We start from the raw sequence: 19,529 nt of genomic DNA on the forward strand, positions 1-19,529 counted from the left end.
AAAAACTCCTGCAACCCAAGTCATTATTTACACTTTTACAATTTATTTATATGCGTATTCAATACCTTTTATTTTTTGTTTTCTGCTTTTTTTTAAGTTGCGATAAAAAACAGAATCAAAAAGAATATCATAAATATACGAATGATTTGATCAATGAGACAAGTCCGTATCTTTTACAGCATGCGCACAATCCTGTAAATTGGAAACCGTGGAATAAGAAAGTTTTAGATCAGGCAAAAGCAGAGAATAAGCTTATCATTATTTCAGTAGGATATTCGTCTTGTCATTGGTGTCATGTTATGGAAAAAGAAAGTTTTGAAAACGATTCTGTTGCCAAATTAATGAATGACAATTTCATCAGCATAAAAGTTGATAGAGAAGAACGCCCAGACATTGACCAAATTTATATGAATGCCGTACAATTGATGACTGGCGAAGGCGGATGGCCATTAAATTGCATTGCACTTCCAGATGGTCGTCCAATTTTTGGAGGGACTTATTTTACAAAACAACAATGGACAAAAGCTTTAACCGAAATTTCTAGTTTATACAAGAAAGACCCAAATAAGACCAGCGAATATGCAGATAAATTAGTAAAAGGAATTCAAGAATCACAATTAATTGCGGTCAATACTAATGCTGTCAATTTTAATAAAACGGAGATATCGGCTTCTGTAAAATCATGGAAAGAACACTTTGATCATAAAGATGGAGGTTTAGTTGGCCAAACCAAATTTCCAATGCCAGCTTCTTTACAATTTTTGCTGCGTTACAGTGTCCAGAATAATGATAAAGCAATTCGAAATTTTGTTTTCAATACAATGACAAAAATGGCTGATGGCGGAATTTATGATGCTATCGGTGGTGGATTTTCCAGATATTCGGTAGATACAAAATGGCATATTCCTCACTTTGAAAAAATGCTGTACGATAACGCGCAGTTGGTAAGTTTATATTCCGAGGCCTATCTGGTTTCAAAGAATGAACTTTATAAAAAGACAGTATATGAGACGCTGAATTTTGTGGAACGAGAACTCATGGCTTCTAACGGAGCTTTTTATTCTTCGATAGATGCTGACAGCAAAAACAAAGAAAATAAATTAGAGGAAGGCGCGTATTATGTTTGGGATAAAAAAGAATTGCAGTCATTATTAAAATCAGATTATTTGCTTTTTCAGAAGTACTATAATAGTAATGAACAAGGTTTATGGGAAAACCAAAAATATGTTTTATTTAAAAATCAGTCGGATAAAGAGTTTGCTTTTCAAAATAAATTGACTTCAGCTCAATTGGATTCAAAAATTAAAAACTGGAAGCATATTCTTTTAGCAGCACGAAATAAAAGACCTCGTCCACATGTCGATAATAAAACATTGACTTCATGGAACGCTTTAATGATAAAAGGTTATGTAACTGCATATAGAACATTTAAGAATCTGCATTATAAAGAGGTCGCTTTAAAAAATGCCAACTTTATTGTGGATAATCAAATGCAAAAAGATGGAAGTTTGAATCATAATTATAAAGATGACAAAAGCAGTATTGCTGGTTTTGCAGAAGATTATGCCAGTGTTGTAGATGCTTTTATTGCGCTATATCAAATTACGCTTGATGAAAAATGGCTGAACAAATCAAAGCAATTAACTGATTACGCTATCAAACATTTTCAGGATAAAAAATCAGACCTTTTTTATTTTGCAACTGATGCTTCTACAGGTTTAATAGCACGAAAAATGGAAGTGGTAGATAATGTTATTCCGAGTTCCAACTCAATTTTGGCGCATAATTTATTTTTATTGGGACATTATTATTCTAATGATATTTATTCAGAAACTGCACAGCGAATGTTGAATAACATAAAAGTTAATGCTTTAGAAGCGCCTATGGAATACTACAATTGGTTGGATTTAATGCTGAATTATACTGATAATTATTTTGAAGTAGCCATTTCTGGTAAAGAGGCTATGTCCAAAACAAATCAACTTCAAAGTTATTATTTGCCTAATATTTTGATTGTCGGATCCACAAAAGAGAGCAGGATTCCTTTATTAGAAAATCGTTTTGATGAAAATGAAACTTACATCTATATATGCGTAAACAAATCTTGTAAAAAACCTGAAGTGGATGTTGTAACGGCAGTCAGTAAAATCAATAGCAATATTCAGTAAATAATGCCTATATGTTCTTGATTAACTGAGTTTTGATAGAAAAATTGTAATGATTTTTTTACGACTTGTTCAAAGAATATTTAATAAGGGTTATAAATCTGTAAGTTTCTTTAGTAAAGCATAAGTGAAAATACAGATATTGTACTTTATTGGTATAAAAATAATATATATGATTTTTTTATAACTAATTTTTTATTAAAAATTAATGTTTTTTATTGCACAACCGGTTGTGTTTTAATTTGTTTTTTTATATTTGTAATAAATACACTTATTCATGATTAGATAAAATTTTCATATCGTTATTGAATAAGTAAATAAAGTTAGTATTGCATTTAATTGTTTTATTATAAAGCAATTATATGTTGAAAGATAAAAATTGGTTTAAAAGTTTGTGGTGGGTTATAAGTGTTATTTTACAGAATCTGTTTATAACTAAATGCCTTAGTTTTTAAATCGTAAAGCCGGAAGCTTAATCCTTTCGGCTTTTTAATTGCTTCATAATTATTCTATTTATAATCTGGCTGATCGAATTACCCAAAATCATGAAATTAAAAATTATCTTACTGCTTTTCGCTTCATTTAACATCTCTCATATTTGGTCGCAAAATATCATTTTGCAATCGCCAAATGGAAAAATTAGGACGGTTTTACATGCTGTTGATTCAACTATAAAAAGTGAATGGTACTTGAAAATATCTTATAAAACGGCTGACCAGATGACAGAAATATTACCGAAGGTAAATTTAGGTCTTTCAAGAAGTGATCAGGATTTTTCAAAAGAGCTTCATTTTTTAAAAGCGACAAAGCCAAAACCAATTATAGATCGATATGAACTTCCATTTGGGAAGAAGTCAGTGCGCGAAAACTCTGCCAATGAAATAACTGTTTCTTTCGAGAATCCGAGCAAAGCCAAATTAAATATTATTATAAGAGCCTATAATGATGGTGTTACATTTCGATATGAATTTCCAGAAAAACAAGGTTCTTATATCATTAATGAAGAATTTACAGCTTATCAAATACCAAAAGAAAACAAGCGATGGCTAGAAAAATGGAATCCGGCCAATGAAGGATTATACGCTTCATCCAGTGATGATAAAATTCTTCGGCAGGAATGGTGTTATCCGGCGCTGTTTAATTCCTCAGATAAATCATGTTGGTTTTTATTACATGAGGCTGATTTAAACCGCAGTTATTGCGGAACAAAATTAAGCAATATTAAAGAGATCGATACGTACAAACTTACTTTTCCCGATCAACAGGATGCGAGAGGAACTGGTGAATCAAAACCAAAAACTTCACTTCCGTGGAAATCACCTTGGCGGGTAATTACTATTGGCAGTTTAGCAGATATTGTTGAGAGTACATTGGTAGAAGATGTTTCGGCTCCAACTGCTTTTAAAAATACTGATTGGATAAAACCGGGAAAAGTTTCCTGGAATTATTGGTCAAGCAATCACGGAACGAAAGATTTTAAAATTGTATGCGAGTTTACAGATTTAGCTGTAGAAATGAATTGGCCTTATACGCTTTTGGACTGGGAATGGGATGCTATGTCAAATGGCGGAAATTTAGAAGATGCTTTAAAATATATCCATTCAAAAGGCATAAGACCTTTGATGTGGTATAATTCAGGAGGAGATCACACATGGGTTCCGTCAACACCGAAAGACCGAATGCTGACGCATAAAAATAGAGTAGAAGAATTTACAAAACTTAAAAAACTTGGCGTCGCTGGGGTTAAAGTTGATTTTTTCGAAAGCGAAAAGCAGGATATGATCAACTATTATCTGGATATTCTGGAAGATGCCGCACAATTTGAAATCATGGTCTATTTTCATGGCTGTATTGTACCACGTGGCTGGTCAAGAACTTATCCAAATTTAATGACTTATGAAGCTGTACGAGGCGCTGAGTGGTATAATAACGGAACTGAATTTTCAACCACAGCGCCAGAACATAATACTATTTTGCCTTTTGCAAGAAATGTAGTAGGGGCAATGGATTATACTCCCGTGACTTTTACCAATTCTCAGTTTCCACATCACACTTCTTATGGACATGAATTGGCGCTTTCCGTACTTTTTGAGTCTCCTTTCCAACATTTTGCGGACAGGCCTGAAGGATATTACCAATTACCTGACGAGGCGAAAAACTTCTTAAAAGAAGTTCCAACAACGTGGGATGCAACCAAACTTATAGATGGTTATCCAGGCAAAGATGTGATAATGGCGCGCAGAAAAGGAGGCTCTTGGTACATTGGCGGAATTAGTGCCTCAGAACGTGAAGAGCTTACAAAAGAAATCAAACTGGATTTTTTAGAAGAAGGGATTGATTATCGTGTCGTTGTTATTGCAGATGGAAAACACGATAAAGCATTTTCTTCCCAAGTTTTGGAAGTAAATAGAGATAAGACGATTGAAGTGAAATTGCTTAGAAGAGGAGGCTTTGTGATTTCATTAATTCCGATTGAAAAATAAAATAATTGCAAAAAAATAACTATTAACCCAAAAACCACAATAATGAAAAACCAAATTAAAATAGCATTTATAGTAATGTGCTGTTTATCAGTAGTTAAATTGAAAGCGCAAAATCCTATTATCAAAGATATTTTTACTGCTGATCCGGCTCCAATTGTACATAAAGGAACCTTGTATTTATATACAGGCCATGATGTACCAACAGAGCAGGATACAAACTACAAAATGGCCGACTGGCATGTGTTTTCTACAACCAACATGAAAGATTGGAAAGATCATGGAGCACTGCTTTCACCTAGCACATTTTCATGGGCAACAGGCGATGCTTATGCCGCTCAATGTATTGAAAGAGATGGCAAATTTTACTGGTTTGTCTCTACATTTCATAAAAAAGATGATAGAAGTGCCGGCGGAGCCGCAATTGGTGTAGCGGTTTCGGACAGTCCTGTTGGACCTTTTAAAGATGCAATTGGCAAAGCACTTATTATAAATGAAATGACTACAGACATGAAATATGCTTGGGACGATATTGACCCAACTGTATTTGTTGACGATGATGGTCAAACTTATATGTTTTGGGGAAATGGAAGCTGCAAATGGGTTAAACTTAAAAAAAACATGACAGAATTGGATGGGGAGATTACTACTTTCAAACCCAAGAATTATATCGAAGGGCCTTGGGTTTATAAAAGAAAAGGGCTTTACTATTTGGTCTATGCCAGTGCAGGCACAAAACCAGAAATGATTGAATATTGCACGGCTAAAAGCATCACAGGACCATGGACTTATCAAGGAATTATTCAGGAAAATGTACAAAATAGTTTTACCACACACCCAGGTATTATTGACTTTAAAGGCAAATCTTATTTTTTCTATCATAACGGAAGTCTACCAACTGGTGGAAGCTACAGACGATCTATCTGCGTAGATTATATGCATTACAATAAAGATGGAACGATTCAGAAAATAATACAAACAACTGAAGGTGTGAGCAAAATCAAGTAAAGGATTTTAATTTTTTATGTTATGAAAAAAAGAATTAGCTTGATTTTTACCTTCTTCATTTTGATTGTTCAGATGACTGTTTCAGCACAAGGAAAAAAAGCGCAGAATCCGATAATTTTTTCTGATGTGCCCGATCTTTCTATTATTAGGGTGGGTAAAAATTATTACATGAGCAGTACTACAATGCACATGAGTCCAGGTTTGCCCATTATGAAATCTACAGATTTGGTTAATTGGACATTAATTAATTATGCCTATGATACTTTGGCTGATATGCCTGAATTAAATCTAACAGATGGAAAAAGTACGTATGGAAGAGGTTCATGGGCAAGTAGTTTGCGTTTTCACAACGGGAATTATTATGTTACAACTTTTGCACAAACAACAGGTGAGACATATATTTTTAAAACAAAAGATATAGAAAAAGGAAATTGGCAAAGGGTTTCTTTTAGACCAGATTATCATGATCATTCCTTGTTTTTTGATGATGATGGAAAGGCTTATTTAGTTTATGGCTCGAGCCAAATCAAATTAGTAGAATTGAATGATGATTTGACAGGAATCAAAAAAGGTGTTTCTGAGAAAATTATTATTGAAAATGCTAGTCTGCCTGCTGGAAATAACATTATGCTTGGAGCTGAAGGCTCACAATTATTCAAAATCAAAGGCAAATATTATTTATTTAATATCTGCTGGCCAAAAGATGGAATGCGAACAGTGGTTATCCATAAAGCAGATCATATTACCGGTCCTTGGGAAGGAAAAGTTGGTTTGCAGGATTTAGGTGTTGCACAAGGCGGACTTATCGATACTCCTGATGGACGTTGGTTTTCTTATCTGTTTCGCGATTTTGGCGCTGTCGGTAGAATTCCATATTTAGTTCCAGTAAAGTGGGAAAACGACTGGCCAATTTTGGGCGAAAACAATAAAGTTCCTGAAACTTTAGAATTACCATCCAATAAAAGTCTGATCCCAAATTTAGTGGACTCAGATGAATTCAATCGAAAAAAAGGGCAAGAAAATCTTCCATTAGTATGGCAATGGAATCATAATCCTGATAATTCGCTTTGGTCTTTAAAAGAAAGAAAAGGATTTCTGCGTCTAAAAATAGGAAGAATTGATACTGATTTTCTTCAGGCAAGAAATACGCTCACTCAGCGAACTATTGGACCAACAAGCAAAGCTTCTGTTTTTTTGGATGCTTCACAAATGAAAGAAGGTGATTTCGCCGGCTTGAGTGCTTTGCAAAAAGAATATGGTTTGGTTGGGATAAAAGCTGAAAACGGGCAAAAATTCATTGTAATGGTAAATACTATTTCAGATAAAGCTATTGAAGTACAGCGAATTACATTAAATCAAAACCAGGTTTATTTAAAGATTGAATGTGATTTTACCAATAAAAAAGATGAAGCAAAATTCTTCTATAGCTTAGATGGAAAAGTTTGGAATTCGATAGGCGAAACTTTAAAAATGAAATATACGCTTCCGCATTTTATGGGCTATCGTTTTGGTCTTTTCAATTATGCCACAAAAAATACTGGTGGCTATGTAGATTTTGATTGGTTTCGAATTAATTATTAATAAAGATAAAAAGACAAAAGTGATGATAGATAAAAATTTCACAGGCGAATCCCTCGTAAGACTTCACTATCTGGTGTTGGTTTTGGGATTGATTTTACCAGTTTTTGTTATTAGTCAGAATAAAAAGAAGGCAGAAAAATCAGAAATTAAAGCACCTCAATATCGCAATCTTTTTAAAGAGGCAGGATACAATCAAAATGATATTGATAAAAAATTAGCGAAAGCATATTATGATGTTTTTGAAGGACCAAACAAAGTGTATTTTGAAGAGGGCGATTCTTTAGGATATGTATCGGATGTCAAAAACAAAGATGCGCGTACCGAAGGAATGTCATACGGAATGATGGTTGCGGTTCAGCTTGATAAAAAAGAAGTTTTTGATCGAATTTGGCGATGGTCGGTCAAATACATGCAACATCAAGATGGACCAAGAGAAGGTTATTTTGCATGGAGTGTTGATCCTCAGACCAAAAAGCAAAATTCGGCTGGATCTGCTTCAGATGGTGAGTTGTATTTTGTGACAAGTTTGCTTTTTGCGTCTAACAAATGGGGCAATACTACAGGAATAGATTATTACAAAGAAGCCAGAAGAATTTTGGATAATATGTGGAAAAAAGATGGCACTGGCAACATCCACAATATTATCAATACTGAACATAAGCAAATATCATTCGTGCCTGAAGGTGGTGGTTACAATTGGACAGATCCTTCATATCATGTTCCAGCATTTTTCGAAATATGGGCATTGTATGCAAAAGATGGACATGAGCAGTTTTACAAAGAATGTGCTGATGTTTCGCGACAATTTCTGCATAAAGCAACGCATCCGATAACAGGATTAAACTCAGATTATACCGAGTTTACTGGCGAACCTCATCCTACACCATGGATGCCACCGGGATTTCGATATGATTCCTGGCGAGTTCCTATGAACATTGCAATGGATTATGCTTGGTACGGAAAAGATAAAAAATGGCAGGAAGAATACGCTTCTAAATTTCAAAATTTCCTCAGATCAAAAGGATTGGACACTTTTGAAGATCAATTTAATCTGGATGGTTCTAAACCTGATTTTATTCTGCAAGCTGGACCAGTCAAAAAACTTAGGCATTCCATAGGATTGGTAGCAACTTCGGCAACTGCATCATTAGTTAATAAAGATAAAAAAAGTATAGATTTTGTTCATGCTGTCTGGAATGCAAAACTTGAACCTTATGAAGACGGTTATTTCGACCCTTATTATGATGGATTGATGTATCTCTTTAGTTTAATGCATCTAAGTGGAAATTATAAAATTATAACTCCATCAGTTAATTAATTTTTTAAACTTAAAAAATCAAGTATGAAACAATATGTAATTTTTATACTATTATGTAGTTGGTCAACTATTTCATTTTCCCAAAAATTGAAAATAAACGAAAAGGAATATTTTGAAACCCGAGGATTAAATGTTTTGGTTTTTAGCAATGAATATAACGGAATGTTCTTTGACGAAAAAACTGCCGGTATAGAGTTTATTCATCATGGTGTAAGAACCGTGACCGGCGGCGCTATCAGGCTTCAAAACACTCCAGAACAATGGGATTTGATTCCGAAAATGACAAGCCGAAAAGTAGATAAGGCGAACAATACCATTGAAGTTACACTTACATATGAAGAATTTGATTTTGATTCCAAAATAATAGTAACATCAAAAGGAAACGGATTCTTGATCAATGTTTTTCTAGATAAGCCAGTTCCGAAGCAATTGGAAGGAAGAGCAGGATTTAATATGGAATTTTTGCCAACATCTTATTTTGAAAGTAATTATGTTGTTGATGGAAAGGCAGGGACCTTTCCACGATATCCTTCGGGAAATACTGAAATAAAGCCTTTATCTCAAAAAATTCCACAGTTTGCTGGACATACCACATTTGATGATCGCGGAAAAAAGGAGTTTATAACCACTCTTTCATTAGATTCAGGGAAGAATTTCATCTTCGCGCCTGAAAATCCGGAGCGCACCGTAAAAATTCAGTCGGATCAAGAGATTATGCTTTTTGATGGAAGAAATCTTGGCCAAAATGGCTGGTTTATTGCGCGAAGCATGCTTCCTTCAAATAAAACAGGAAAAGTATTGACTTGGTATGTAGAACCTAATGCAATTCCTAACTGGACAAGAGAACCCGTAATTGGATTTTCGCAAGTTGGATACATGCCAGGACAAAATAAAGTGGCGGTGATTGAACTTGATCAAAATGACAAAGCATTGTCTACAGCATCGATTTTTAAACTTAATGAAGACGGGAAATTTGTAGAAAAACTGAAAGGCGATGTCAAAGTTTGGGGAAATTATTTAAGATATAATTATGCTCAGTTTGATTTTAGTGCTGTTAAAGAAAAAGGACTTTATTACATTCAATATGGTAATCAGAAAACAAATACTTTTCAAATAGAGGACAATATCTATTCAAATGTATGGCATCCTACAATGGACGTGTGGTTTCCGGTTCAAATGGATCACATGGAAGTGAACGAGGCTTATAGAGTTTGGCACGGAAAACCATTTTTAGACGATTGTCTTCAGGCGCCATTAAATCACGAACATTTTGATGGTTACAAACAAGGCCCAACTACAGAAACGAAATATAAGCCTTTAGAACGTATTCCCGGAATGTCTGTTGGAGGCTGGTTTGATGCAGGTGATTTTGATATACAAACTTTTTCGCATGTCAGCGTAATCAACAGTTTCGTAGAATCTTGGGAAGAATTTAAAGTAAAAAGAGATGAAACTTATATTGACCAAAAAATACAGTTTGTAGATATTCATCGTCCCGATGGCCAGCCCGATTTATTACAGCAAATAGAGCATGGTGTTTTAAATCTTGTGGCACAGGTTGAAAATATTGGCCATCCGGTAAGAGGAATTGTTGTTCCTAATCTGCATCAATATCATCATTTAGGCGATGCTTCTACAGAAACGGATAATCTGCCTTATAATCCAAATCTTAAGCCTTATGAATCCAATGGAGTTTCGAGTGGTACGATGGATGATAGATGGGCGTTTACAGATCGTTCTTCCTTTCTTGATTACAGAACAGCGGGTGCATTAGCTTCGGCAAGTAGAGCTTTAAAAGGCTATAATGATGAACTTTCGGCTAAATGCTTATCTCTTGCAGTGAAATTGACAAACGAAGCAACTGAAATAGAAAAAAAGGCAAAACCTGATAATAGTCCAATGTCGAGATGGGGCAAAGGAAGCGATATGATTGCGATATTACAGCTTTACTTAAGCACAAAAGACCAGAATTATAAAAAAGGTTTTCTAGATAGAATTTGGAAACTATTGGATGAAAATTTAGAATTTAATATTAATTCAGCTTTATTGGCTGTGCCTTCTATGGATGATAACTACAAAGTAAAATTACGAAGCTATGTTATCAAGTATAAAGAAAAAACAAATAAAGAGAATAGTGATAATCCTTACGGTGTTCCCCTGGTTAAGAGAGGCTGGGGTGGCACTTCTCAGGTGATTAATTGGGCAAGCACAAATTATTACATTCATAAATTCTATCCTGATATTATGGATAAAGAAGCTGTTTATCAAGGTTTTAACTATATTTTTGGATGCCATCCTTATTCCAATTTATCTTTTGTAAACGCTGTTGGAAATAAATCCAAAAAAGTAGCTTACGGAAACAACCGTGCTGATTTTACTACGATTGCCGGCGGAGTAGTTCCCGGACTTATTTTTCTTAAACCGGATTATTTAGAAAATAAAGACGACTGGCCGTTTTTCTGGGGTGAAAATGAGTGTATTATTGATGGTGGTGCCTGGTATGTTTTTCTTGCAAATGCTGTAAATGAGCTGGCAAAAGAAAAATAATAAACTAAAAAACAAACAAACATGAAACGATTTTTAAATATTGCCAGTATAATTGTAAGCTTGTGTTTTCAGTCTGGTTGGAGTCAAGAGACACAAATAGTTGAAGATTTTAAGCCTTCATCATTGAACCAAGCCGGAAAACAATTTCCGGAGGTGAATTCGCAAAGACGTGTCCGTGCGAGTATTTCTGCACCTGATGCAAATAAAGTGCAACTCGACATTGGCGGTGTAAAGTATGATATGCGAAAAGGTGCCAATGGAGTTTGGACAGGAGAATCGAATCCGCAAGATGAAGGATTTCATTATTACCAGTTAAATATTGACGGAGCTTCGGTACCAGATCCGGGAAGTTTGTATTTCTATGGTGCCGGACGATGGGGAAGCGGAATCGAAATTCCATCGAGAGATCAGGAATTTTTCGATTTGAAAAATGTGCCTCACGGCCTTGTCAGCGAAAAAAAATATTTTTCAAAACTGACAAATTCTTTTAGACGCTGTTTTATTTATACACCTGCAGGTTACAATGAAAATACGAAAATGCGTTATCCGGTACTTTATTTGCAACACGGAAGTTTTGAAGATGAAACAGGCTGGTCTTCTCAAGGTAAAGCCAATTTAATTTTAGATAATCTAATTGCTTCAAAGCAGGCAAAGCCAATGATTATTGTAATGGATAATGGTTACGCTTATAAGTCTCAAAGCAGTGAACTGAAAGATAAGAAAGAGCGTCCAGAATCTATTTTTGAAGAAGTATTAATATCCGAAGTTATCCCAATGATTGATGCTAAGTTTCGTACTATAGCCAATCGTGAAAATAGAGCTATCGCAGGTCTTTCGATGGGCGCCAATCAAACAATGAGGAATGATGAATAATCTGGAAACTTTCTCGTACTATGGAGGCTTTAGCGGTACAGCAAATTATCCGAGTATAGACCCTCTTGATGCTTCCACCTTTTTGGATGGAAAATACAAAGACGGCAGTGCATTAAATAAAAAAATCAAGGTTTTTTGGTTAGGATTAGGTACAAAAGAACCCGCTCCTTTTCCAAAATCAATAGGAGCATTTCGAACGATGTTGGAAAAACAAGGTATTAAATATGATTATTACGAATCTCCTGAAACTGCACATGAATGGCTTACATGGAGGAGATGTTTACATCAGTTTGCAGCAAAATTGTTTAAATAAACTTTCTAAATAAGTCTAGATTAAAAAACATTTTAATATAAAAAAAGATAAAGTATTGAAAACGTCTTATCAATACTTTATCTTTTTTATTTTTTAATCACTATTTATTTTCCAAAATGTTTTTGGACAGCAAGAACTAAAAACATAAAATCGGTTGATCCGCCACCCATAACATATTCTGTTTGTTGCCAAAAGTAAGGCCACTTTTTAAGCTCGGGCAAGTTTGGCCTAATAAGCGCCGTGCCTGAAGTTACTCCGCCAGGAATATAGGACCAATCGGCACGATTCATTCCATAGGCAACCAACAACGAATTAGATCCAATTCCCGAAGCAAACGATGCGGTATTATTGCCCGGATGAACCCCAAGTATAAAATTCAAAGCATTGCTGTAAACTTCATAGTTTGCAAATTCTGGCCATGATTTTGAGAAATAATATTGTTGTACACCAAAATCCTGTAAAGTCCAGCCAGCACCCCAAATATTAGGTTTATATGGAACTCCATAAGGAGAATCTGTAAGCGAATTGTTTTTGGTTTTCGCACTCCATTTTTGGGCTTCAGCATTCAGCTTTTCAAGAAATGATTTGTCCTTAATGAGATGTTTAATTCGTCCAACTCTCCATCCTAAATTTTCGAAATTTTTCAACACCTCTCCATTTAAAGAAGCAATTTGATTGAAATAAGTTAGTTCGTTGGTTGCTAATGCCAATTCAACAAGAACAGTTATTTTGCTTTCTGCTCTTTTTGATTTTTCAAAAGAAGTATTATAAAGCGCTTTTGCAGTTTCTAAACATTCTGTAGCCAATTTTGGATTGCTGATTTTTAAAACACGGTAAGAACAGGCAAGTCCGCCTGCAACATACAATTCACGATCAGGATTGTCTTCAGTGAAAACCCATCTGTCATCATCTTTTGCACTTGGATTTTCTGCCCATTTATTATCCGTAACTCCTCCAAAATCTCCAAGGAGCACATATTGTTTTAAATTGTTTGTAATGATTCCGCGATACAAACGACCCATAGAACGATAGCCTGCCAAAATTGAAGTCAGTCCGTGTTCCATTTGCTGTAAAGCATCTGATTTGCCGTCTGGCTGATGAATTTCAACTATTTTTTTATCTGAATCAATACTTGTTGCATCATAAGATTCGATATTAAATTCCTCTAACATCAGTGCCAGATTCCAAACTGTTCCAATTTGAGATTCAACTCTCAAATCATCATCACCGGCATCATGCCATCCGCCTTGATTTAAATTCGGAACAACTTTATTTGATTTATATTTTGTAAGGGTGGAAGGTCCTTGAACATATCCGTCAAAATGATTCAGATTAGTCGGAGCCATTTGTGCATCATCCAAATGACAGAAGTTGTGCCAAATTCTATATTTTTCATTCACTCTCATGTGGCACATTTGTACCGGTAAAAAATATTCCAAAATGGGTTGCCAAACATCTCGATCATAAAGTTTTTTGCTTATCTGAAATGGAGAAGTTTCATTTCCTCTATAACTCAATGTGTACATTCCTTCTTCATTTACCTCAGAAAAATCTATTTGGTAATAATTATATCTTAAAAAGCTGCCCCATTTTTTCGGTTTTATAGTTTTGATGTTTTTCTTGCCAAACTCATCATGTTTTATCAAAATTATTTCCGATGTTTCTGTATCATTTGGATCCGTTTCCAGAATAGCTACTTTAGATTGTTTAGGATAATAGCCAACTTGCGAAATCTGAACAACAGGCTTGTAAGTCCAATTCGGAATAACATTTGGAGAAACGACAATATCAATAACTCTTTTTCCAGAAGTTGCAGAAATGGGCGCTCTGGCAATAAACCATCCATTATTATGATTGATTCTTCCATCCCATAAGGCAATTTCTTCTAAATTAGACTGAATAGTTACTCTCAATAAATCGCTTTCCGGAGCAATTGTAATTTTTTTTCCTTTACAGAGAGGAGCACCAAGATTCTGTCCATCAATTTGTGATTGAAGAGGCCCGTAAGGAGAATGAGTAAAAATGCCTAAATTTCCATCACATATATAGGACTTTCCAAACAAATCGCCCGGAAACAATTCAATGTTGAAACCAATTTTTCCTAACCATTTTGCATCAATCTCATTATCCAGATCCACCGTTATTCGAAAATTATTTCCTTCTGTAGGAGTTACGTTAACTTTATATTTTAATTTCAAATCAGGATAATCTATTGGATTAAAGCCACTGCGATTTTTAGATTCATCAGGATAAGATAAAGTATGAGATATTGTATTCGAACCCGAATCTATATTTTTTTCGACTTCTTTCGGTACAGGCGACCATTGTCCTGGCGAGATTTCTAAACGTAAATCTCCATTTGCCATAACGCGTTCACCATGCTGAATCATTGTAACCCCTGTTTGATGTCCGTCAGGATAAATATCATCAAAGACGGTTACGTCTAGTCCACGAGCAGAAAAATAACCTTTTGGATGAAGTTTTAGGTTTTGTCCATACATTTTTAATTGTAGTATCGTTGCTATTAAGGCAAAAAAAATAAGCACTCTATTTTTCATTATTTACAGGTTATTTCGATTTGTGTTTTTTGACGAATGCAAATAGTTGAACTTTTATTTAATAAAAGATAAAATACCAACATTAAGATTATAAATGTAGTTTTCTGCTCATAATCTGAATAACAAATTTGAAGCGTAATATAGAAGAATTGATGCGCTTTTAAGGACTTAATTTTATGGAAGAGTCGTTTTTAGAAAAAAGCCTGATAAGTTAGTACTTCCCAGGCTTTTGATTTCTTCTCGTAGAGGGAATCATTCAAATATCTAACCAGATTATCTGGAATTATTACAATATTTTAGAATGCGCATGTTAATTTTTTCTCGTCTTTGTTTACATAGCACTCATATAGATTGCAATATTTAAAACATATTAGTGTAAGTAATAATGCTGAGAATTAGTATTAATTTGGAAACCATCTATCAATCAAAGTTTTTATTTCCAATTTCGCATTTTCAAGGATTGAATTTAATTGGTCTCTATTTTGGTCAACCCCAAAAGCTGAAATTTGTTCTGAAGAGATGCCCATAAAATCAAAATTTTGCTTTATTGTGGAGGAAGCAAATTCCTTGATGTTATCTGAGTTATTATAATCGAATCCGCTAACTACTATTGATAAAGCTTTTTTATCTTTACAAAGACCACTAAAGCCTGTCTCAGGGCTAAAAGAAAATGTCTTATCACTAACGACAATAGCATCTATCCAAGCCTTTACTGTTGCTGGCATTGTAAAATTGTAAATAGGAAAAGCCAATACGATATTATCAGCTGCAATAACTTCGTCAATAAGTTTATGATGATTAGATAGAGTTAAGAGTTCTATTTCTGAAAAGTCTCTTTTACCCATATTCCATTCCATTATTAAATTCAAATTTTTCTCTAACAATAATTCTGGAGGAGTTTCAGCTAAATTTAAATGTTTAATTTCTGTTTTTCCTTTTGCTAGTTCCACAAATTCATCAAATAAAATTTGGGTATAAGAGCCTTTTCTCGGTGTGTAGTTTACAACTAATGTCTTTGTCATATTTTCTATTTTTTTACAAATATAGAGTCAATGAATTGATAATTTTAATTATTTTTGTTTGCTTATTTATAATATATGTTATGATTAATTTGGAATGGTTGAGAACTTTTAGCTGTATATATGAATGTAATAATATAACAGAAGCTTCAAAAAAATTAAATATGACTCAACCTGGAGTTAGTAAACATTTATCTGCCTTGGAAAGCCATATTGGAAAAAAACTATTTGAAAGAACTACTCGGAAATTAGTACCTACCGAATATGGAAAATTTTTATATTCACAAGTTAATAATCCATTAAGTGAATTAGAAAAAGTAGAATATTATTCAAGTCAAAGAACAAAAAAGCAACGATCTGCAATAACAATTGGTTGTACAACAGACTTTTTCAAGAAAGAATTAATGCATCATATTTATACTTTTGACATGTATATAGTGACCCAATTTGGAAATGAAAAAGAATTGATTGAAGCTCTTGAAATGGAAAAAATTCAATTGTTGGTTGGAATAAAAAAATACGATACTTACGACCATCAATTCACATACTTAAAGAATGAAGAGTTGGAATTAATTTGCTCCAATTCTATTGTTATTCCAGAGAATATTGAAAAAAATGATAAGCAATTCATCACATGGCTACAAAATCAAACTTGGTTTACATATGACAATAACCAAAATGATATAAAAAAGTTCTGGGATTCTAGATTTAATACCAGTCCTAGAATAGTTCCAAGATATATTTTACCCTCTTATTTGGACACAATAGAAGCTTTAAAAAATACTAATGGATTTAGTATAGTTCCTAAACATTTATGCGATGAAGCGTTGGATAAAAATTTGATTAAAACACCAATTAAGTCTTCTAAAATAATAGAGCAAAAATTATTTTATTCATTCAAGCTGAAGAATAACAAGTTGAAAGAAGTTAACCTTTTTATAGAGAAGATGAATAAAAATAATTTGCCCGATTCCTCCGACATGTAGCCAACGATAGCGAAGATTTGCAATCTGTGCCTGCAAAGAAAATCAGAATTATAGAAACAAAAAAGCTTAAGAGAAATCTGAAGGTTTTGTCTGTGTAGCGGGAAGCATTAAAATATCTAACCAGATCATCTTGGATTATTACAATATTTTAGCATATGCATCTTAATTTTTTCTATGCTTTTTGTTTTTATATCCAAATAGGTAATATTACATTTTATTAATCTTCAGGAAAAGGTGATTCCACTTTTTTAACAACATTTCCGTTTATACCATCCATTTCAAAGTTAATATAAACTTGTTTGTCATAATTAGGGTATCTAATGATCCAATAATTTTTATTATCAGTATTTGATTTGTATTTAGATATTGTCGTTTTATAACCGCTTTCTTTTTTTTCTAATGAAATTCCATTTTTTTGACAGTATGAAAACACTTGATTAACATTATATTTGAAGCCATTATCAAAATCCTCAGTAGATACTAAATCTCCATTTTCATCATAATTATACCATTTACCTATTTTAAATCCAAACCAACAATAGACTCCCTTTGTTTTGATACTATTGTTAGGGTAAAATTCTTTATACAATCCAATTAAGGGATTTTCTGAGTAATCATATCCGGAAAAGGCACTACCTATTTGGGCACTTTTAGAATAGTAAAGGAGAGTTTTTCCATCTTTATCTCGAGCACTATACGAGTTATCTGTTTTGGTTATGTAAATCACTTCATTTTTATTTTTTTTATTTGCTCCAATTTCATCTGGAAGATCCGAAATTTCAAATTTTTCGACTGAATTATTAATTTTTAAAATTCTAATTCTCTCTGGTTTTTTATTTTCAATTTTTAGAAGTTTATTTTGCGAAATGCAAGAAATAAATAGTAGAGGATATAATAACAAAAATAGTTTTTTCATAACCAATGTCTTTCTTCAAATTTTAATTATCTAAATATTCGTTTCCTTTTAAATCCAGCCAGCCTTTTTGTCCATTTGGTAGCTCAAAACGAGCATATTTTCCTTTGAACTCATCTAATTTTTTATATTTAATCTCTTTCATGATTGGATAATAAGTAAATAAACCGTCTTTTTCGATTCTATAACTTTGTTGATCTAGTAAAGTTACAGAATCGCAATTCTTGGGCAGATTACTGTTGTATGCTTCCATTTCTTTATCCGGATTCTTTGTTATCAAATAATCAAGAGTAGTCAAATTAAATTTCCCGTTTTTGAGTTTTGTATATAAATAAACCGGAAAACTCATCGTCGTTCCCATCATTTCAGAATAAGAGGTCAAAATATTAAGTCCTTCATCTGCATATTGAATGGTTTCATATCCTTCTCTGTTATACAATGGATAACAGTTTGCTCTTGCTTCCGAAAAGTTTATAGTAAGAGAACCAATTTGCCCCGTATAGATGTAAAAATGATCATTTTCGGATTGAATCTCAAAACCAATATTCGCATCCGGAAAATATGGCGCACCACTTGTTTCGTATGATAAGTCTTCCTTTTTGTAGTTTTCGCCAATCAGGTTTATTCTTCTCAAAGTATTACCTTCGATTACTTGCATATTAGGGTAAAATCGTGCAAAATTGAATGCCCGTATATTTTTTAATTTGAATTTTTTAAACGCATAATTATAGATCTCCATTTCTTTTCCTTTATATGCAACGATAAAATAATCGTTACTTGTTATAGAATCAAAAGATTCCTTTAAGACCTTTTCGTTATATAAATTTTTGATCCGTAATTTTTTGTTTTTTAAAGTATCTATTTTGTAAAAATCTTCATTAAGCTTTAAATCATTTCCGTTAGCTAGCTGCATGTCTATTGCCTTTAGGTTTTTATATGCAATTGATTCGTAATTAGTATAAGAATCATTTAGATCATTTTCGTCAAATAAAAAACGGGTATTTTTTTTTGTGGGTATAATAAAGCCTTTTGGATGATAAATGATTTTTTTGTTAGCCCCAAAATCTAAAATACAATAATGCAATAAATATTCATTCGTTTGATTTTTTAAAGAATCTTCTAAAACACTAACAACAAAGAAGTTTTTATTATACTTGTAAAATTGGTAGTTATCATCGTCGATATTGTTTTTAGTGATAAATTTTTGACTTTCTAGATTTTTAAAATCAGATGTAATAATTTCGGAAACTGAAATTGTTGAAGCGTCTTTTTTTATTTTTTCTATTTCTTTTTCTGTTGTTTCTTCTAATTCATATTTAAAACCAACAACCATTTTTTCATAATCATCAACATCCTGAAGCTGCAAATGAAAGTAGGTATTGTCTTTTTTTATAAAGACACCTTTATCTGCATTAATAAATTGTAATTGGCCTTCTTTTATTTTAAAAACTTTTTGGCTAAAGCAGACTTGAGCCAGAAGGATAAATAAAAAAACTAATTTTTCGGGGTATTTTGCAATCATATTAAAATTAATTTAATTGTAGAAAGATACTATTTTTATAAATGTAGGAACCATTGCTTTATTTGCGTTTCTATTTTTATAGATGAGTTTTTTATGCAAAAGGTTGGGAGTGATAATGAAAATACTTTGAGAAGAATTAAATATAAGTCTTCGTCAATTTTAATGTGGAATTTAATTTAAGGAGTGAATTGATTTGATGGTATAACTTGACGGGACTCGAACCATATTGCCTTGAAAAATAAGGCT

The 19,529-nt window shown here is 33.2% G+C and carries 13 protein-coding genes; 9 read left to right on the forward strand and 4 right to left on the reverse strand.

Translation table 11 applies throughout. The features are described 5' to 3' along the window. Positions 1–50 precede the first annotated feature (50 nt). The 8 genes from EYY60_RS02805 to EYY60_RS22425 all read left to right on the forward strand — a co-directional run bounded on the left by EYY60_RS02805 (position 51) and on the right by EYY60_RS22425 (position 12,285). Positions 51–2,168 carry a thioredoxin domain-containing protein gene (locus tag EYY60_RS02805; protein WP_132987882.1) on the forward strand — a complete coding sequence of 706 codons (2,118 nt, stop codon included), beginning with the start codon at positions 51–53 and terminating at the stop codon, positions 2,166–2,168. 542 nt (positions 2,169–2,710) lie between these two features. Then, positions 2,711–4,648, forward strand: coding sequence for a glycoside hydrolase family 97 protein (locus EYY60_RS02810; RefSeq protein WP_132987883.1), 1,938 nt, complete (start codon positions 2,711–2,713; stop codon positions 4,646–4,648). Positions 4,649–4,690: 42 nt separating this feature from the next. Next, positions 4,691–5,653: a glycoside hydrolase family 43 protein gene (locus EYY60_RS02815; RefSeq protein WP_132987884.1), complete on the forward strand. Its 963-nt coding sequence runs from the start codon at positions 4,691–4,693 to the stop codon at positions 5,651–5,653. A 21-nt stretch (positions 5,654–5,674) separates the two neighbouring features. Further along, complete coding sequence (locus tag EYY60_RS02820) at positions 5,675–7,234, forward strand: glycoside hydrolase family 43 protein (RefSeq protein ID WP_132987885.1); 1,560 nt, start codon at positions 5,675–5,677, stop codon at positions 7,232–7,234. Between the two features lie 22 nt (positions 7,235–7,256). Further along, on the forward strand, positions 7,257–8,552 hold the full coding sequence (locus tag EYY60_RS02825) for a glycosyl hydrolase family 8 (RefSeq protein WP_132987886.1): 1,296 nt from the start codon (positions 7,257–7,259) through the stop codon (positions 8,550–8,552). 24 nt (positions 8,553–8,576) lie between these two features. Beyond that, positions 8,577–11,099 (forward strand): glycoside hydrolase family 9 protein, encoded by a 2,523-nt coding sequence (locus EYY60_RS02830; RefSeq protein WP_132987887.1) that lies wholly within the window; start codon positions 8,577–8,579, stop codon positions 11,097–11,099. A 21-nt stretch (positions 11,100–11,120) separates the two neighbouring features. Then, positions 11,121–11,972 (forward strand): alpha/beta hydrolase-fold protein, encoded by an 852-nt coding sequence (locus tag EYY60_RS02835; protein WP_235832276.1) that lies wholly within the window; start codon positions 11,121–11,123, stop codon positions 11,970–11,972. Continuing rightward, on the forward strand, positions 11,962–12,285 hold the full coding sequence (locus EYY60_RS22425) for a hypothetical protein (protein ID WP_235832277.1): 324 nt from the start codon (positions 11,962–11,964) through the stop codon (positions 12,283–12,285). The genes EYY60_RS02835 and EYY60_RS22425 overlap by 11 nt, the downstream gene beginning before the upstream one ends. A gap of 104 nt (positions 12,286–12,389) precedes the next feature. Here EYY60_RS22425 and EYY60_RS02840 read toward each other — a convergent pair whose 3' ends face one another. Then, the gene (locus tag EYY60_RS02840) at positions 12,390–14,786 is read right to left on the reverse strand and encodes a glycoside hydrolase family 9 protein (RefSeq protein ID WP_208749446.1); all 2,397 of its coding nucleotides are present in this window, start codon (positions 14,784–14,786) and stop codon (positions 12,390–12,392) included. Positions 14,787–15,244: 458 nt separating this feature from the next. Next, entirely contained in the window at positions 15,245–15,865 is a 621-nt protein-coding gene (locus EYY60_RS02845; RefSeq protein WP_026728910.1) for an FMN-dependent NADH-azoreductase, read from the reverse strand. Between the two features lie 80 nt (positions 15,866–15,945). On the opposite strand from EYY60_RS02845, the gene EYY60_RS02850 reads away from it, so the two are divergent. Then, positions 15,946–16,848, forward strand: a complete 903-nt coding sequence (locus EYY60_RS02850; protein WP_026728911.1) for a LysR family transcriptional regulator — start codon at positions 15,946–15,948, stop codon at positions 16,846–16,848. Positions 16,849–17,065: 217 nt separating this feature from the next. Here the strand turns inward: EYY60_RS02850 and EYY60_RS02855 are convergent, their stop codons facing one another. Both EYY60_RS02855 and EYY60_RS02860 read right to left on the reverse strand, forming a co-directional pair. Further along, complete coding sequence (locus EYY60_RS02855; RefSeq protein ID WP_132987890.1) at positions 17,066–17,764, reverse strand: toxin-antitoxin system YwqK family antitoxin; 699 nt, start codon at positions 17,762–17,764, stop codon at positions 17,066–17,068. 22 nt (positions 17,765–17,786) lie between these two features. Next, complete coding sequence (locus EYY60_RS02860; RefSeq protein WP_132987891.1) at positions 17,787–19,283, reverse strand: hypothetical protein; 1,497 nt, start codon at positions 19,281–19,283, stop codon at positions 17,787–17,789. Positions 19,284–19,529 lie beyond the last annotated feature (246 nt).

Origin of the sequence: Flavobacterium zhairuonense, from assembly GCF_004352915.1 — a bacterium.
GTDB classification, from domain to species: Bacteria; Bacteroidota; Bacteroidia; order Flavobacteriales; family Flavobacteriaceae; genus Flavobacterium; species Flavobacterium zhairuonense.

Excerpts from the sequence above, each read along its gene's own strand:
- EYY60_RS02805 (WP_132987882.1), top strand. The coding sequence starts at position 51 with ATGCGTATTCAATACCTTTTATTTTTTGTTTTCTGCTTTTTTTTAAGT.
- EYY60_RS02810 (WP_132987883.1), top strand. The coding sequence starts at position 2,711 with ATGAAATTAAAAATTATCTTACTGCTTTTCGCTTCATTTAACATCTCT.
- EYY60_RS02815 (WP_132987884.1), top strand. The coding sequence starts at position 4,691 with ATGAAAAACCAAATTAAAATAGCATTTATAGTAATGTGCTGTTTATCA.
- EYY60_RS02820 (WP_132987885.1), top strand. The coding sequence starts at position 5,675 with ATGAAAAAAAGAATTAGCTTGATTTTTACCTTCTTCATTTTGATTGTT.
- EYY60_RS02825 (WP_132987886.1), top strand. The coding sequence starts at position 7,257 with ATGATAGATAAAAATTTCACAGGCGAATCCCTCGTAAGACTTCACTAT.
- EYY60_RS02830 (WP_132987887.1), top strand. The coding sequence starts at position 8,577 with ATGAAACAATATGTAATTTTTATACTATTATGTAGTTGGTCAACTATT.
- EYY60_RS02835 (WP_235832276.1), top strand. The coding sequence starts at position 11,121 with ATGAAACGATTTTTAAATATTGCCAGTATAATTGTAAGCTTGTGTTTT.
- EYY60_RS22425 (WP_235832277.1), top strand. The coding sequence starts at position 11,962 with ATGATGAATAATCTGGAAACTTTCTCGTACTATGGAGGCTTTAGCGGT.
- EYY60_RS02840 (WP_208749446.1), bottom strand. The coding sequence starts at position 14,786 with ATGTATGGACAAAACCTAAAACTTCATCCAAAAGGTTATTTTTCTGCT.
- EYY60_RS02845 (WP_026728910.1), bottom strand. The coding sequence starts at position 15,865 with ATGACAAAGACATTAGTTGTAAACTACACACCGAGAAAAGGCTCTTAT.
- EYY60_RS02850 (WP_026728911.1), top strand. The coding sequence starts at position 15,946 with ATGATTAATTTGGAATGGTTGAGAACTTTTAGCTGTATATATGAATGT.
- EYY60_RS02855 (WP_132987890.1), bottom strand. The coding sequence starts at position 17,764 with ATGAAAAAACTATTTTTGTTATTATATCCTCTACTATTTATTTCTTGC.
- EYY60_RS02860 (WP_132987891.1), bottom strand. The coding sequence starts at position 19,283 with ATGATTGCAAAATACCCCGAAAAATTAGTTTTTTTATTTATCCTTCTG.